At 69.3% G+C, this 13,630-nt stretch carries 14 protein-coding genes and 1 pseudogene; 3 read left to right on the top strand and 12 right to left on the bottom strand.

Going from position 1 to position 13,630, the window contains the following annotated elements; translation table 11 throughout:
* Positions 1-5: 5 nt before the first annotated feature.
* The 8 genes from efeB to LVY72_RS06145 all read right to left on the bottom strand — a co-directional run bounded on the left by efeB (position 6) and on the right by LVY72_RS06145 (position 8,006).
* Positions 6-1,313 carry an iron uptake transporter deferrochelatase/peroxidase subunit gene (gene efeB / locus LVY72_RS06180; RefSeq protein ID WP_237818788.1) on the bottom strand — a complete coding sequence of 436 codons (1,308 nt, stop codon included), beginning with the start codon at positions 1,311-1,313 and terminating at the stop codon, positions 6-8.
* A complete protein-coding gene (efeO, locus tag LVY72_RS06175; RefSeq protein WP_237818786.1) occupies positions 1,313-2,479 on the bottom strand; it encodes an iron uptake system protein EfeO in 1,167 nt (388 codons plus the stop codon). The genes efeB and efeO overlap by 1 nt, the downstream gene beginning before the upstream one ends.
* Before the next feature lie 38 nt (positions 2,480-2,517).
* A complete protein-coding gene (efeU, locus tag LVY72_RS06170; protein WP_237818784.1) occupies positions 2,518-3,363 on the bottom strand; it encodes an iron uptake transporter permease EfeU in 846 nt (281 codons plus the stop codon).
* A gap of 133 nt (positions 3,364-3,496) precedes the next feature.
* Positions 3,497-4,198: a histidine phosphatase family protein gene (locus LVY72_RS06165; protein WP_237818782.1), complete on the bottom strand. Its 702-nt coding sequence runs from the start codon at positions 4,196-4,198 to the stop codon at positions 3,497-3,499.
* Positions 4,199-4,236: 38 nt separating this feature from the next.
* Positions 4,237-5,112: a zinc metalloprotease HtpX gene (gene htpX, locus LVY72_RS06160; RefSeq protein WP_237818780.1), complete on the bottom strand. Its 876-nt coding sequence runs from the start codon at positions 5,110-5,112 to the stop codon at positions 4,237-4,239.
* A gap of 89 nt (positions 5,113-5,201) precedes the next feature.
* The gene (locus LVY72_RS06155; RefSeq protein WP_237818778.1) at positions 5,202-6,482 is read right to left on the bottom strand and encodes an MFS transporter; all 1,281 of its coding nucleotides are present in this window, start codon (positions 6,480-6,482) and stop codon (positions 5,202-5,204) included.
* Between the two features lie 64 nt (positions 6,483-6,546).
* Complete coding sequence (locus tag LVY72_RS06150; protein ID WP_237818776.1) at positions 6,547-7,260, bottom strand: esterase/lipase family protein; 714 nt, start codon at positions 7,258-7,260, stop codon at positions 6,547-6,549.
* Complete coding sequence (locus LVY72_RS06145) at positions 7,257-8,006, bottom strand: alpha/beta fold hydrolase (RefSeq protein WP_237818774.1); 750 nt, start codon at positions 8,004-8,006, stop codon at positions 7,257-7,259. Before LVY72_RS06145 ends, LVY72_RS06150 begins: the two co-directional genes overlap by 4 nt.
* Before the next feature lie 115 nt (positions 8,007-8,121).
* On the opposite strand from LVY72_RS06145, the gene LVY72_RS06140 reads away from it, so the two are divergent.
* Together LVY72_RS06140 and LVY72_RS06135 are read left to right on the top strand one after the other, a co-directional pair.
* Positions 8,122-8,610, top strand: coding sequence for a Fur family transcriptional regulator (locus LVY72_RS06140; RefSeq protein WP_237818773.1), 489 nt, complete (start codon positions 8,122-8,124; stop codon positions 8,608-8,610).
* Positions 8,611-8,614: 4 nt separating this feature from the next.
* On the top strand, positions 8,615-10,114 hold the full coding sequence (locus LVY72_RS06135) for a catalase (RefSeq protein ID WP_237818771.1): 1,500 nt from the start codon (positions 8,615-8,617) through the stop codon (positions 10,112-10,114).
* A gap of 136 nt (positions 10,115-10,250) precedes the next feature.
* Here the strand turns inward: LVY72_RS06135 and LVY72_RS06130 are convergent, their stop codons facing one another.
* From LVY72_RS06130 to LVY72_RS06120, 3 genes are all read right to left on the bottom strand, one after another.
* Positions 10,251-10,592, bottom strand: a complete 342-nt coding sequence (locus LVY72_RS06130; RefSeq protein WP_237819351.1) for an ankyrin repeat domain-containing protein — start codon at positions 10,590-10,592, stop codon at positions 10,251-10,253.
* Positions 10,593-10,766: 174 nt separating this feature from the next.
* Complete coding sequence (locus LVY72_RS06125; RefSeq protein WP_237818769.1) at positions 10,767-12,332, bottom strand: APC family permease; 1,566 nt, start codon at positions 12,330-12,332, stop codon at positions 10,767-10,769.
* Between the two features lie 67 nt (positions 12,333-12,399).
* A complete protein-coding gene (locus LVY72_RS06120) occupies positions 12,400-12,987 on the bottom strand; it encodes a TetR/AcrR family transcriptional regulator (RefSeq protein ID WP_237818767.1) in 588 nt (195 codons plus the stop codon).
* 175 nt (positions 12,988-13,162) lie between these two features.
* On the opposite strand from LVY72_RS06120, the gene LVY72_RS06115 reads away from it, so the two are divergent.
* Positions 13,163-13,369, top strand: a complete 207-nt coding sequence (locus tag LVY72_RS06115; protein WP_237818765.1) for a hypothetical protein — start codon at positions 13,163-13,165, stop codon at positions 13,367-13,369.
* Here the strand turns inward: LVY72_RS06115 and LVY72_RS06110 are convergent.
* Positions 13,354-13,630, bottom strand: a pseudogene (locus tag LVY72_RS06110) (pyridine nucleotide-disulfide oxidoreductase); the annotation flags it as partial. The gene LVY72_RS06115 and the pseudogene LVY72_RS06110 overlap by 16 nt on opposite strands.

The raw sequence follows: 13,630 nt of genomic DNA, 5'->3' as shown, positions 1-13,630 counted from the left end.
GACGTCTAGGCCTCGAACAGGCCCTGGCCCAGGTAACCGCCCTCGGGCACACCGGGTGGCACGGCGAACAGGCCGGACCCGGTGTGCCTGAGGTATTCGGCCAGGGCGTCCCGGCGGGCCATTGTCGCCTGCATCGGCACGTAGTGGGTGCGCGGGTCCGAGACGAACGCGATGAAGAACAGTCCCGCATCCAGCCGGCCGAGGCTGTCCGATCCGTCGGTGTAGTTGAATCCTCGGCGCAGCATCTGCACGCCGCCGTTTCTGGACGGATGGGCCAGCGCCACATGGGAGTCGGCCGGCACCAACGGACCGTCGCTGCCCTGCAGGGCGAAATCCGGCGCGGTGAACTCCTTGCCGCCCGAGAGCGGGGAGCCTTCGCGCTTGGTGCGTCCGATGACCGCTTCCTGCTCGCGCAGGCTCGTGCGGTCCCAGGTTTCGATGTGCATCCGGATACGCCGGGCAACCAGGTAGCTGCCGCCGTTCATCCATGCTTCGCCGCCCTGCGCTCCGGAGACCCACACGTGGCCGGCCAGCGCCTCAGCATCCTCGCTCTTGAGGTTGGCCGTGCCGTCCTTGAAGCCAAAGAGGTTCCGGGGCGTCGTCTGTGCGCTGGAGGTGGACGAGGTGCGTCCAAAGCCGATCTGCGACCAGCGCACGCGCGCCCGGCCGAAGGCGATCCGGGCCAGGTTCCGTACCGCGTGCACGGCCACCTGCGGGTCGTCCGCACAGGCCTGGACGATGATGTCGCCGCCGCTGCGGGATTCCTCCAGCGCATCGCCGGGGAAATGCGGCAGCTCGATCAGCGCCGCCGGACGCCGGGCCGCCAGGCCAAACCGGTCCCGGCCCTCCTGCTCGAACAGCGTGCGGCCAAAGCCGACGGTGACCGTCAGATGGCTCGCGGAGAGGTCCGAAGCCTCGCCGGTGTCCTCCGGCGGCGCCTCGTAGTCCCCCGCGGTCGCCCCGCCGGCACCGATTTCCCGGCCCGCGGCCATGGCCTCGATGGCGGCGGTCCACTCCCGCAGCATCGCGGTGAGCTCGTCCCGGTCCGTCGTGGTGACGTCGAAGGCCGCCATATGCATCCGGTCCTGGGCCGGCGTCGTAATGCCCGCCTGGTGCGCGCCGTGGAAGGCGACGGCGTCGGACGCCGCCTGCGCCTCACGCGCGCCGGCCAGCGAGGAGCCAGCCAGCACGCCGGCGGCCAGGCCGAGCCCGCCGGTACCGGCCGCGGTGAACAGCGAACGCCGGCTGAAGCCCCGGCGCCCGGCGGCCGCTTCCGCGTCCTTCCCCGCCGGCTGGGGCGACGTGCGGGACACTACCGGACCACCGCCGCAGTCAGCCGCGACAGCGGCTCGCTGAGCGCGTCGACGGCGGAGCTGAGTTCCTTGACCTGGGCCTCGGTCAGTTCGTCATAGTAAACGAAGCCCTCACCCTTCCGATGCTGGTCCAGCAGCTGCTGGAGGGCCGCAAAGTTCTTCGCCAGCGAGGCATCGAGCTCCGTCCCGCTGCCGGCCAGCAACGGCTTCAGGTCTTCGTAGGCGATCCGCGCGCCGTCGACGTTGGCCTGGAAATCCCACAGGTCGGTATGCGAGAAGGTTTCTTCCTCGCCGGTGACCTTGCCGGTAGCGACCTCGTCCAGCAGCTCCTTGGCGCCGTTGGCCAGCTTGTCCGGGGTGAACGTCAGGTCCTGGGTACGCTGCTGCAGCTCCTCGGTGTCGGCCACCAGCTTGTCGGCCAGCTGCTGGCGCTGCGCCGCGGTTAGCGCCTGGTAGCCGGACGCAGGCTGCCAGAGGTCCTTCTCGGCGCGGTGCCAGCCGGTCCATTGCTGGCCTTCCTCGAGGTCCGCCTCGCGGGCATCCAGGACCGGGTCCAGGTCGCCGAAGGATTCGGCCACCGGCTCGATGCGCTCCCAGTGCATGCGGACGGGGGCATACAGTCCGCGCGCGGTGTCCTCATCACCGGCGGCGAACGCCTTGGCGAACTCCTTGGTCCCCGCCAGCAACTGCTCGGTCTGGTCCTTGACGTAGGCGGCGTACTGGGTCACGGCGGTCTGCTGCAGTGCGGCCCGGCCGGCGGAGACTTCCTGTCCCTTGGGCGCGGCATCCACCGTGAAGGCGGCACGGATGCCGTCGCCCACCATGCCCGGCTTGCATGCGGTGAAGTACTTGCCCTCGGGGACCATCACCACCAGGTCCCGGCTCAGGCCCGGGCCGATGTTCTCGACCTCGCCGACAATCCGCAGCCCGTCCTCGGCCAGCAGATAGAACTCGGTCACCTCGGTTCCCTCGTTCCTGACCGCGAATTTCAGCGTTCCGCCCGGTGCGCTGGTGCTGGAGAGCGTGCACGCGTCCGCCGTGCTGCTGACCTGGACGGCGCCGTCGCTGGCGGACGACTGCGTGTTGTCGGTGCAGCCGGCAAGCAGCAGAGCGGCAGTGGCAGCCACGGTGGCTGCGCCGCCGCGGGCATGGGTGTTCATCATCATGGGTTTGTCCTTGGGTGGGTAGGGTGCGGCGGGGCCGGTCAGGCGGCCGCGGAGACGGACCGGCCGGCGGCTGCCTGACGGTGGCCGGCGCGCAGGCTGCGGAAGAACAGGACCATCACCGGCACTACGTACAGCAGCCAGGCGGCAGCCTCGAGGACGGTAGTGGCGGGCGAGAAATTGAAGACGCCCTTGAGCAGCGTGCCATACCAGCTGCCCGGCGGGACCGCCGCGGAAACGTCGAAGGCCAGCGCATGCAGACCGGGCAGGAGGCCCGCTTCCTGCAGGTCGTGGACGCCGTAGGCGAGCACCCCGCCGGCGACGACGATCAGGGCCGCGCCGGTCCAGGTGAAGAAGCGGGAGAGGTTGATCCGCAGCACTCCCCGGTGCAGCAGGAAGCCGAGCAGGACGGCCGCGGCGATGCCCAGGACGGCCCCCGCGATCGGTTCCCAGGTCTCCCCTGTCGCCCGGGCGGCGGCCCACAGGAACAGCGCTGTCTCCAGGCCCTCGCGCCCCACGGCCAGCGCTGCGACCAAGGCCAGCCCCCAGCCGCGGGCCTGGGTGGCCCGGTCCACCTGGCCGCGCAGGTCGCTGCCGAGCGTCCGGGAGGCCTTGGCCATCCAGAACACCATCCAGGTCACGAAGCCGACGGCGACAATGGACAGGCCGCCGCCGATGGCTTCCTGCGCCTCGAAGGTCAGCCCGCGGGGCCCGAAGGTCAGCAGGGCGCCGAAGCCCACCGATACGGCAGCGGCAAAGCCGACGCCGGCCCAGACCCTGGGCACCAGCGGACGGCGCCCGGTCTTGGCCAGGTAGGCCAGCAGCAGCACGACCACGAGCGTGGCTTCGAGGCCCTCGCGCAGGCCGATGAGAAAGTTGGCAATCACGGCAAATCTTCTTCCGGTCGACCAAGCCTAGGTTAGGTAAGGCTTGCCTCCATGGAATTTTGCTATGCGCCGGCCATTGGTGGCAACTTGAAAGGTGGAATGCGTCGCCAGATGGCGGCGGCCGCCGGCTTAATCAGTCCGGCTGGCTGGTGGCACGGCGCCGCCGGCCGTCCATTCCGACGGCGTCGCCCGCCGGGCCGTCCGCCAGCGTCCCCTGCAGCGCCCGGCCGCCGATCGCCTCGCCCATCCAGCTCAGCGCCTCCCAGCCTCCGCCGTCGCCGTCGCCGTCGAGCACGACCACACCGGTATTGCCCAGGATGTTCCGGGCGACGTAGTCCGGACCCAGGTTCACCGCCCGGGCGCCGGCCCAACTGCGGATCATCGCGCCGTGGCTGACGATGGCCGCCGTCTGCAGGCCGGAAGCGAGCAGTTCCGCGATCACCTCGTCGAAGCGGCCGAAGGTTTCATGGCCGTCCGGGCCGCCGGGCATCCGCCGGCCCAGGTCCCCGGCGGTCCAGCCGAAGACTACCGACATATAAGCGCGGTGCGCCTGCGGATCGGCCGCCAGTTCCAGGTCCCCGGCGGAGATTTCGCGCAGCCCGTCCCGGACCTCGATCCGCAGCCCGGTGGTACCGGCCAGCGGCGAGGCGGTCAGCTGGGTACGCACCGCGGTCGAAGCCAGCAGCGTCTCGATCGGTTCGTCCGCGAGCGCCTGAGGCAGGGCCCGGGCCTGTTCCTGGCCCAGCCGGGTCAGGCCGGGGCCCGGGATGGCGGTGTCCAGCAGTCCCCTGACGTTGGAGGGGGTTTGTCCGTGGCGGATCAGGAGCAGGCGCATGGGTCCATTAAACCCGGTTATGCCCGCGGCGGACGCCGCTAGGCTCCGAGCGAGCGTCCGGCCATGCGCTCGAGCCGGGCCACCCGTTCGTCCATGGGCGGATGGGTGCTGAACAGCTGCCGCATCCCGCCGCCGCGGAACGGATTGGCGATCATCAGATGGCTGGTGTTGACCAGCTTCTGGTCCGCCGGCAGCGGCGCCCGGGCCGTGCCTGTTTCCAGCTTCCGCAGCGCGGATGCGAGCGCCAGCGGATCATCGGTCAGGCTGGCGCCGTCCTCGTCGGCGTCGTACTCGCGGGTCCGGCTGATGGACATTTGGATCAGCATGGCCGCGAAGGGGGCCAGCAGGGACATCGCCAGCAGCGCGATCGGATTGGCATTGCGGTTTTCGTTGCTGCCGCCGAAGAACATCAGGAACTGCGCCACCGAGGTGATCACGCCGGCCACCGCCGCCGCCACCGATGAGGTAAGGATGTCGCGGTTGTACACGTGCATCAGTTCGTGTCCCAGCACCCCGCGCAGTTCCCGCTCGTTGAGCAGCTGCAGGATGCCCTCGGTGCAGCACACCGCGGCGTTGCGCGGGTTCCGGCCGGTAGCGAAGGCGTTGGGCGCCAGCGTGGGCGAGACGTAGAGCCGCGGCATCGGCTGGTTCGCCCGGGCCGAAAGCTCGCGCACAATGCGGTACATCTCCGGCTGCTGCGCCTCGCTGACCGGGTAGGCCTGCATCGAGCGGATGGCGATCTTGTCGCTGTTCCAGTAACTGTAGGCGACCGTGGCCAGACCGATCAGCGCCATGATCCAGATGAAGCTGCTGTTCCGTGTGCCGGCGGCCAGCAGCGCGCCGATGCCCAGCAGGATGGCAAAGAGCACGCCGAAGAGCAGGGTGGTCTTCAGGCCGTTGAAATGATGGTGCACCGTTCCAGGTCTCCTTCTGCCTCCGGCCGACATGCCGGATCATCTGTAACAACGTTCGGCGGCGTCCGGCTGTTCCGGCGGCTGCCGGGCTACGGTACGGGGCGGCGGGCGTCGTAACGGGCGAAGCCCGGCTGCAGGCGGTGCAGCAGCCCGACGAGCAGGATGCAGGCGATGCCGCCGAGCACGGCCGCCAGGCCTTCGCCGAGCCACTGCCCATTGCCGCCGGCGACGGCGTCGCCCAGCCGCGGGCCGCCGGCGACGACCACGATGAAGATGCCCTGCAGCCTGCCGCGCATCGCATCGGGGGTGGCGGACTGCAGGATGGTGTTCCGGAAGACGCCGCTGACCGTGTCAGCGGCCCCGGCCACCGCCAGGCAGAGCGCGGCCGCCGCCAGCCAGGGCAGTGTCTGCCCGTGCGCGGCAGCGCCGGCGTTGCCGGCCAGCACGACGACGACGCCGAATCCGGCCACGGCGGCGCCCCAGAGCGCCACGCACACCAGCACGGCCAGGCCCTGCCGGTGGATCCGCCCGACCGGCCCGGAGAAGAGCGCGGCAAGGAACGCCCCGGCCGCCACCGCGGCCAGCAGGACACCGGCGGTGGCCTCACCGCCGCCGATAATGACCGCCCCGATGGCCGGCATCAGCGCGCGCGGCTGCGCCATCACCATGGCCGCCAGGTCCGCCAGGAAGGTCATGCGCACGTTCGGCCGCGTGCCCAGGAACTTCAGCCCTTCCAGCACCGAGCGCAGTCCCGCCCGCCGGACCTCGCCCTCGGGCGGTATCGGCGGGAGCTTGAACAGCGCCCACATGGCGGCGGTGAACGTCAGCACATCGACGGTATAGGTCCAGCCGAAGCCGGCACCGGCTACCAGCACGCCGGCGAGCAGTGGGCCGAGGGTCATGCCCAGGCCGAAGGTCATCATGGTCAAGGCGTTGGCCGCCGGCAGCGACTGCCGGCTGACCAGCCGCGGCACGATCGCGCTGCGGGCGGGCTGGTTGACGCCGGCCGCGGCCGAATGCACGGCGATCAGCACATACAGCAGCCACACCTCGCGCAGGCCCAGCCAGGCATGGACGGCGAAGGCGGCGCTGCAGCCCCACAGCACCAGGCCGGAGTACAGGGCCACCTTGCGCCGGTCGTGCGCGTCCACCAGCGCACCGCCGTAGAGCCCGGCCAGCACCAGCGGCACCAGGCCGACCACGCCGATGGCGCCCACGGCCAACGTCGATCCGGTCAGCTGGTACACCTGCAGGCTGACCGCCACCAGGGTCAGCTGGGCGCCGACGGCGGAGAGCGAGGTGCCGGTCCACATCCTCCGGAAGTCCCGGCTTTCCTTCAGCGGCGTGAGGTCGGCGAGCAGTTGGGGCATGAGCAGATTCTACGCAAGCTGCAACTCCCGGACGCCGTTCGCAGCCTCCGGCACGGGCAGCTGGTCAGCCCCGGGCGTCCGGTTCGGCCAGGGCCCGCAGCAGGATCTCCGACAGCGAGGGATCGTCCAAGGTGCGGAAGTGCCCTGCCGAATCCAGTTCGATGTTTTCGGCGCCCGGCAGATGGCTGCCGACGGGGATGTGCGGGTCGAAGGTGCTGAAGACCGAGGTGATCCGGTGGTTGACGGACCGGTCTTCGGACAGCGCACGCAGGCCGCGGTTGCCCGGGGAGAATGCCCGGATGCTCGGAGCCAGGAACAACCTGGCGTAGACGGACCCGGAGAACGGGCTGTTGACTGCGACCATGTGCCGGATCCGCCCGGATGCTGCGGATGAAAGCATCGCACGCTTGCCGACCAGCCCGCCCTTGCTGTGCGCCACGATCGTCACGTTGCGCAGGTCGGCCTCGCGCAGGTAGCCGGCAACCAGTGCGGCCATCCTGCCCACTTCGCCGCGGTTGTAGCCCAGGGTACGGACCACATGGACCGGGTGTCCGGCCGCATGCAGCAGCCGGGCGATCCGGTGCATGAACTGCCAGTTCTCGTAGACGCCGGGGATCAGCAGCACCGGCCGGTCGCGGCGCGGCGCATGCCGGTAGGGCGCCGGATCGGCGCGGAACAGCAGTCCGCTCAGCTGCCTCAGGGCCGCATAGCAGTAGTCCAGCAGCCACCACCAGCCGCGGGCCGGCAGCCGGGCAGCGGTATGCGCGATGCGCCTCATGATCTGGCCGCCAGTTCCCGGCAATGCCGGGCCACGGCCGCCGGGTTCCGGTACATCGCGGCATGGGCCTCGCCGGGCACCTCCACGGCCACCGCCGTCGTGCCGGCAGCCGCCAGCTCGGTCAGCCACGACCGCGGGACGATGGGATCGTGCTCGCCCCGGACCAGGACCACCGGGACCCGGACCAGCGGCAGGCGTTCCTCCAGCCGGTGTCCGATCATGTACTCCGCATTGGCTAAATACCAGCGGCGTCCGCAGCGCAGATAGTCGCCAACCGCTGTCCACGTCACCATGGCCGGCTCCCGGAAGGTATCCTGGATCAGCCTCCGCCGCTGCAGCCGGATGGTCCGCTCCCGGCTATTGATGGCGGGCCCGAGCAGGACCAGCGACCGGACGGATGCCGGGTCGGCCAGCGCCATTTCGACCCCCACCTGGCATCCCATGGAGTGTCCGACGACGATGAAGCGGCCAGGCCGGAGTTGCTGCAGCGCCTGTGCGGCGAGTCTGCCGGTTTCCGGGATCGGCAGCGCCTGCACTGGGCGGCGCGCCGCGCCGAAGCCGGGCAGGTGCACGGCATGCACCGTTGCGGTCGATGCCAGTTCCCGCACCAGAGGGACAAAGTACCGCGGGGACATGCCGATTCCGGGTACCAGCACGAAGCGATCCGGCCCCGAGCCCCGGGTCTCGATCCGGAACTCCCTGCCTTCCACGCTCAGGCACTGCCATTCCATGCTGCTGACGCGCATAACACCTCCCTATGCCCGCAGCGCCGGCAGGCACGCTTCCATGTTAACGCGGAAGCCACAAAATAAGCCTCGCCTTATTACGAGCTATTCATAATTGTGTGGTTACATGGGCCACATGAGTTCGAAGGAATCTGTCACGGAGCGCGCAGCGCGGGAGGCCCGCTGGGCCGAGCGCCTGCACGACCACGGGCGCCGGGTCACCCGGCAACGCCTGGCCGTGCTGGACGCCGTCGAACACGCACCGCACGCCGTGGCGGAGGATGTTGTCAGCGCCGTCAGGGCGGAATTGCCGGGCATTACGGTGCAGTCCGTCTACGTGGTTCTTTCGGACCTGACCGATTCCGGCCTGCTGCGCCGGATCGAGGTCCCGCGGAACCCGGCCCGCTATGAAACCCGGGTTGGCGACAACCACCACCACATGGTGTGCCGGTCGTGCGGCCGGATCGACGACGTCGACTGTGCCGTGGGCGCCGCGCCGTGCCTGACTGCGGCAGGCGACCACGGATTCACGATCGACGAAGCCGAGGTCACCTACTGGGGCACCTGTCCCGACTGCACTGACCAGAAAGACCTTCACATTGGAAGATCCAACAAGGAGCGATAGATAAATGGCTGAGAACACCAAGCCGTTGACCACCGTTGCGGGCGCGCCCGTACCGGATAACCAGAACAGCCTGACCGCCGGCGCGCGCGGCCCGATGCTGCTGCAGGACGTCTGGTTCCTGGAGAAGCTCGCCCACTTCGACCGCGAAGTGATCCCGGAGCGCCGCATGCATGCCAAGGGCTCCGGCGCGTTCGGTACCTTCACGGTGACCAATGACATCACCAAGTACACCAACGCGAAGATCTTCTCCGAGGTAGGCAAGAAGACCGAGCTGTTCACCCGCTTCTCCACCGTCGCCGGTGAGCGCGGTGCCGCCGACGCGGAGCGCGACATCCGCGGTTTCGCCGTCAAGTTTTATACCGAAGAGGGCAACTGGGACCTGGTCGGCAACAACACCCCGGTCTTCTTCTTCCGCGACCCGCTGAAGTTCCCCGACCTCAACCACGCCGTCAAGCGTGACCCGCGCACCAACCTGCGCAGCGCCGAGAACAACTGGGACTTCTGGACCAACCTGCCCGAGGCCCTGCACCAGGTCACCATCGTCATGTCGGACCGCGGCATCCCGGCCACGTACCGCCACATGCACGGCTTCGGTTCGCACACCTACAGCTTCATCAACGACGCCGGCGAGCGCTTCTGGGTGAAGTTCCACCACCGCACGCAGCAGGGCATCAAGAACCTGACCGACGCCGAGGCCGCCAAGCTGGTGGGCGATGACCGCGAGTCGCACCAGCGCGACCTGTTCGATTCGATCGAGCAGGGCGACTTCCCGAAGTGGAAGCTCATGGTCCAGATCATGCCCGAGGCCGACGCGGATACCTACAAGTACCACCCGTTCGACCTGACCAAGGTCTGGTCCAAGAAGGACTACCCGCTGATCGAGGTCGGCGAGTGGGAACTGAACCGCAATCCGGAGAACTACTTCGCCGACGTCGAGCAGGCTGCCTTCTCGCCGGCCAACGTCGTGCCGGGCATCAGCTTCTCCCCGGACCGCATGCTGCAGGGCCGCCTGTTCTCGTACGGCGACGCGCAGCGCTACCGCCTGGGTGTCAACCACCACCAGATCCCGGTGAACTACCCGCGCGGCGCAGGCCTGGTCAACTCCTACCACCGCGACGGCGCCATGCGCGTGGATGGCAACCAGGGTGCGGTCCCGGGCATCGAGCCGAACTCCTACGGCCGCTGGCAGGAACAGCCGGCGTACCGTGATCCGGCCCAGGCCGTGGGCGCGGTGGCCGACCGGTTCAACTTCCGTGAGGACGACGACAACTACTTTGAGCAGCCCGGCATCCTCTTCCGCGAGAAGATGACCGCCGAGCAGCGGCAGGTGCTCTTCGAGAACACTGCCCGCGCCATCGACGGGGCTTCCGAAGCCACCATCGAGCGGCACATTGCCAACTGCACCAAGGCCGACCCGGCCTACGGCGAGGGCGTGCGCAAGGCCATCGAGGCCCTGCAGGCCGGCAAGATCGCCGCGGCGGACGTGAACTCCGACGCCGTCTAGGGTTCGCCGCCTGCCGAGGAACCCGCCGCGAGCGGCGGGGGCGGACGGACGCTGACCGCCACCTCCAGGCACTGCCCGGGACCGGCCACCATGGCCGGTCCCGGGCAGTGCTGTTTCCCCGGTTTGCTTCCCTGGTTTATTGCCCCGGTTGCGCCAGCAGATGCTCCCGTCCGAACATCCGGGCCGCATCGCGCGCCGTGGGCGTCCCCGCGTCCAGATCCGCGCCTGCTGCGCGGAGGCTGGCCACCACCGCGTCTTCACCCTTGAACAGTGCCCCGGCAATCGGGGACTGGTCCCGGTTGTTGCGCAGGTCGGGATCGCCTCCCCGTTCGAGCAGCATGCCCACGGTCTCGCCGCGTCCGTGGTAGGCGGCCAGCATCAGCAGCGTATTGCCCTCCGGGTCACGGACATCCACCGGCAGCCCGTGGTCGAGGAACTCAGCCAGCTCGCCGGTCCTGCCCTCGCGGGCAAGGTCCATGGCGAGGCCTACAACGCGTTTGGTCTGTTCGTCATCAAGCGGGATTTCGTTCGTCACAGCTCCAGCGTATCCGCCGAGGGCCCCGCGGCGAGCGAAGCGAACCGCGGGAGGCCGGTACGCGGTAGGCGATCGGGCCGGCCGGGCGTCCACGGCCGCCGCAGCGCCGCTTCCCGGTTACGAGGACCCGTGGCGCCGGTGCTCCTCGCGCTCGTGCACCCGCTGCTCGTGCGCCAGCCGGTGCTTTTCCTCCCGGTCGTGCTCCAGCGGAACCAACTCCGGGTGGTTCAGCCGCGAATGCTGCCGGCCGTAGGCGAAGTAGATGATCAGGCCGATCGCGAGCCAGATGGCGAAGCGCAACCAGGTCAGCGTGGTCAGGTTCAGCATCAGCCAGAAGCACAGCACCGCCGCCAGGATCGGCACCACCGGAGAACCCGGGACCCGGAAGGCGCGCGGCAGGTCCGGCCGTTTCTTCCGCAGCACCACCACGCCGATACTGACCAGGACGAAGGCCGAGAGCGTGCCGATGTTGATCATTTCCTCCAGCACGTCCACATTGGTGAACCCGGCCAGCAGCGCCACCAGCACGCCCGAGACGATCTGCACCCGGGCCGGGGTCCGGTGGTGCTCGGTGGTGTGGCTCAGCCAGCGCGGCAGCAGGCCGTCGCGGCTCATCGCGAAGGCGACCCGGGCCAGCCCCAGCAGCAGGACCATGATCACCGTGGTCAGGCCGATCAAAATGCCCACCGAAATCACTTCGGCCGCCCATTCCGCGCCGACGTCGACGAACGCGGTGGCCAGCGACGGCGACTCGGCGGCAGCCAGGTCCCGGTAGGAAACCATGCCGGTCAGTGCCAGAGCCACCAGGATGTACAGGACGGTCACGATGATCAGGCCCCCGAAGATGCCTCGCGGCAGCGTCTTTTGTGGATGGCGCACTTCCTCGGCACTGGTGGCCACGACGTCGAAACCGATGAAGGCGAAGAAGACCAGCGCGGCCCCGGAAAGAATGCCCAGGACCCCGTACTGGGCCGGCTCCGCGCCGCTGAGGAAGGAGAAGAGCGACTGGGTCCAGACGCTTCCGCCGCCGCCGGTGGTGGGGACGGATTGGGGGACGAAGGGCGTGTAGTTTTCCGCCCGCACGTAGGAGAAGCCGACCACGATGACGAACAGGACGATGCCGACCTTGATCAGCGTGAAGACGTTGTTCACCCGGGCGGACAGCTCGGTGCCCAGCACGAGCAGCGTGGTGAACACCGCCACGACCAGCAGCGGGCCCCAGGTCAGCTGCAGGCCCAGGAAGTTGACCGTCGAGGGCACATCCAGGTCGAACAGGGCAAAGACATTGCTCAGGTAGATGCCCCAGTATTTGGCGATGACGGCACCGGCGGTCAGCAGTTCGAGGATCAGGTCCCAGCCGATGATCCAGGCCAGCAGTTCCCCGGCGGTCGCATAGGTGTACGTGTACGCGCTGCCGGCGACCGGGATGGTGGAGGCGAACTCGGCGTAGCACATGATGGCCAGCGCACAGGTGACGGCGGCCAGCACGAAGGACAGCGTCACGGCCGGACCGGCATAGTTGGCGGCGGCCTTGGCTCCCACGGAGAAGATGCCTGCGCCAACGGCAACCGCCACGCCCAGGATCATCAGGTCGAAGGTGCTCAGCGTCCGCTTGAGCTGGTGGCCGGGCTCGTCCGCGTCCGCGATGGACTGCTCGATCGACTTGGTTCGGAAGAGGCTCATGGCTCAAGTATTCTCGCGTTGGCCACGGAAGAATACCCTCCGGACCGAGCGGACGCGGCCGGAGGGGCTATCGCCGGGCCGCCTCCAGCCCGGCCAGGAAGGCGTCCAGCAGTGCCTCGAAGGCAGCGGTGGCCTCCTGCCGCTGCCCGGTCAGCACGACGTCGTAGAGCAGTCCGTGCACCCCCGCGGCGAGCATCCGCCCTTGGGAGCCGGCTTCTGCCGGGGCCAGACCCCGGGCGCGCAGCCAGCCCGCCGCCGCCTCAGCCCAGGCCAGGTACACGGCGGCGGCGGCACGGCCCTGGCCGCCGCCGTCGGCGCCCTGGACCGCAGCCTCGAAGCCAAGCCGCTGCAGCCGGCGGTTGCCCTCCTGCAGCGAGCGGCGCCAGAACCGCAGCAGGCCCGCCCGGAATCCGGCGGGATCCAGCGCGGACAGGTCCCCCGCGAGGTCCGGCCCCAGGGAGGCATAGATCCTGTCGCTGATTTCGGCGATGAGCTGGTCCCGGGTACCGAAGTGGTAGACCAGCATGTAGCTGCTGATCCCCAGCCCCTCGGCCAGGCTGCGGAAGGACACCTCGGCCAGCGACTTGTCCTTGAGGTAGTCCAGGATGTCGGCGAGCAGCTGCGGCTTGCGCTGCGGGTTCTGCGGCCGGGCCATATGCTCCTTTGGGATCCTTGCCTGCTGGTGGGCCCAGAATATCTTTTCCGGGCCCCAGCGGCATGCCGCCGTGACGTAGAGCACAGAGGCCGGGATACTGGAACCGGGACTGCCGGGGATGCAGTCCCGCCGCCCGGCTGCCGGGCGGGGGACCATCAATCCAAGGATGGACATCGTGGCATTCACCTGGCCTCTGCTGCGGCGGGGAGCAGCAAGGCGGACCGGAAGCGGTGCCGCCGGGAGCGGCACCGCGGAGACCAGGCGGCTGATCCGGAGCCTGGAGCGGACCTATCCCGGATCGCGGGCGGAGGCCACGAGCACCGACAAGGTGCGCCTGGTGCTGCCCGGCGGCGACGTGCTGACGTTCTACGTCAACCGCTGAGCGGCCGCGGCCTGGTCGCGGGAGATCTCCACCATCTCGGCCCGGGGCACCACCTTGATCCGCTCGCGTGCCACAGCCGGCATGTCCTCGCCGCCGTCGAATGAGGCACCGAGGCTGAGTTCGTGGGCATCGAGCCTGAGCCAGCCCTGCCAGGTGGTGTATTCGACGCCGCGCTCGCGCAGCAGGGCGATGATGGCGTCCTCGTCCGGGTTCGCCGCCGCCGGCAGCTCCGGCCGGTCCTCGAGCAGGCAGCCGATGGTC

It is taken from the genome of Arthrobacter hankyongi (genome assembly GCF_022012395.1).
Taxonomy (GTDB): Bacteria; Actinomycetota; Actinomycetes; order Actinomycetales; family Micrococcaceae; genus Crystallibacter; species Crystallibacter hankyongi.
This window is presented reverse-complemented; position numbering and strand designations above follow the sequence as displayed.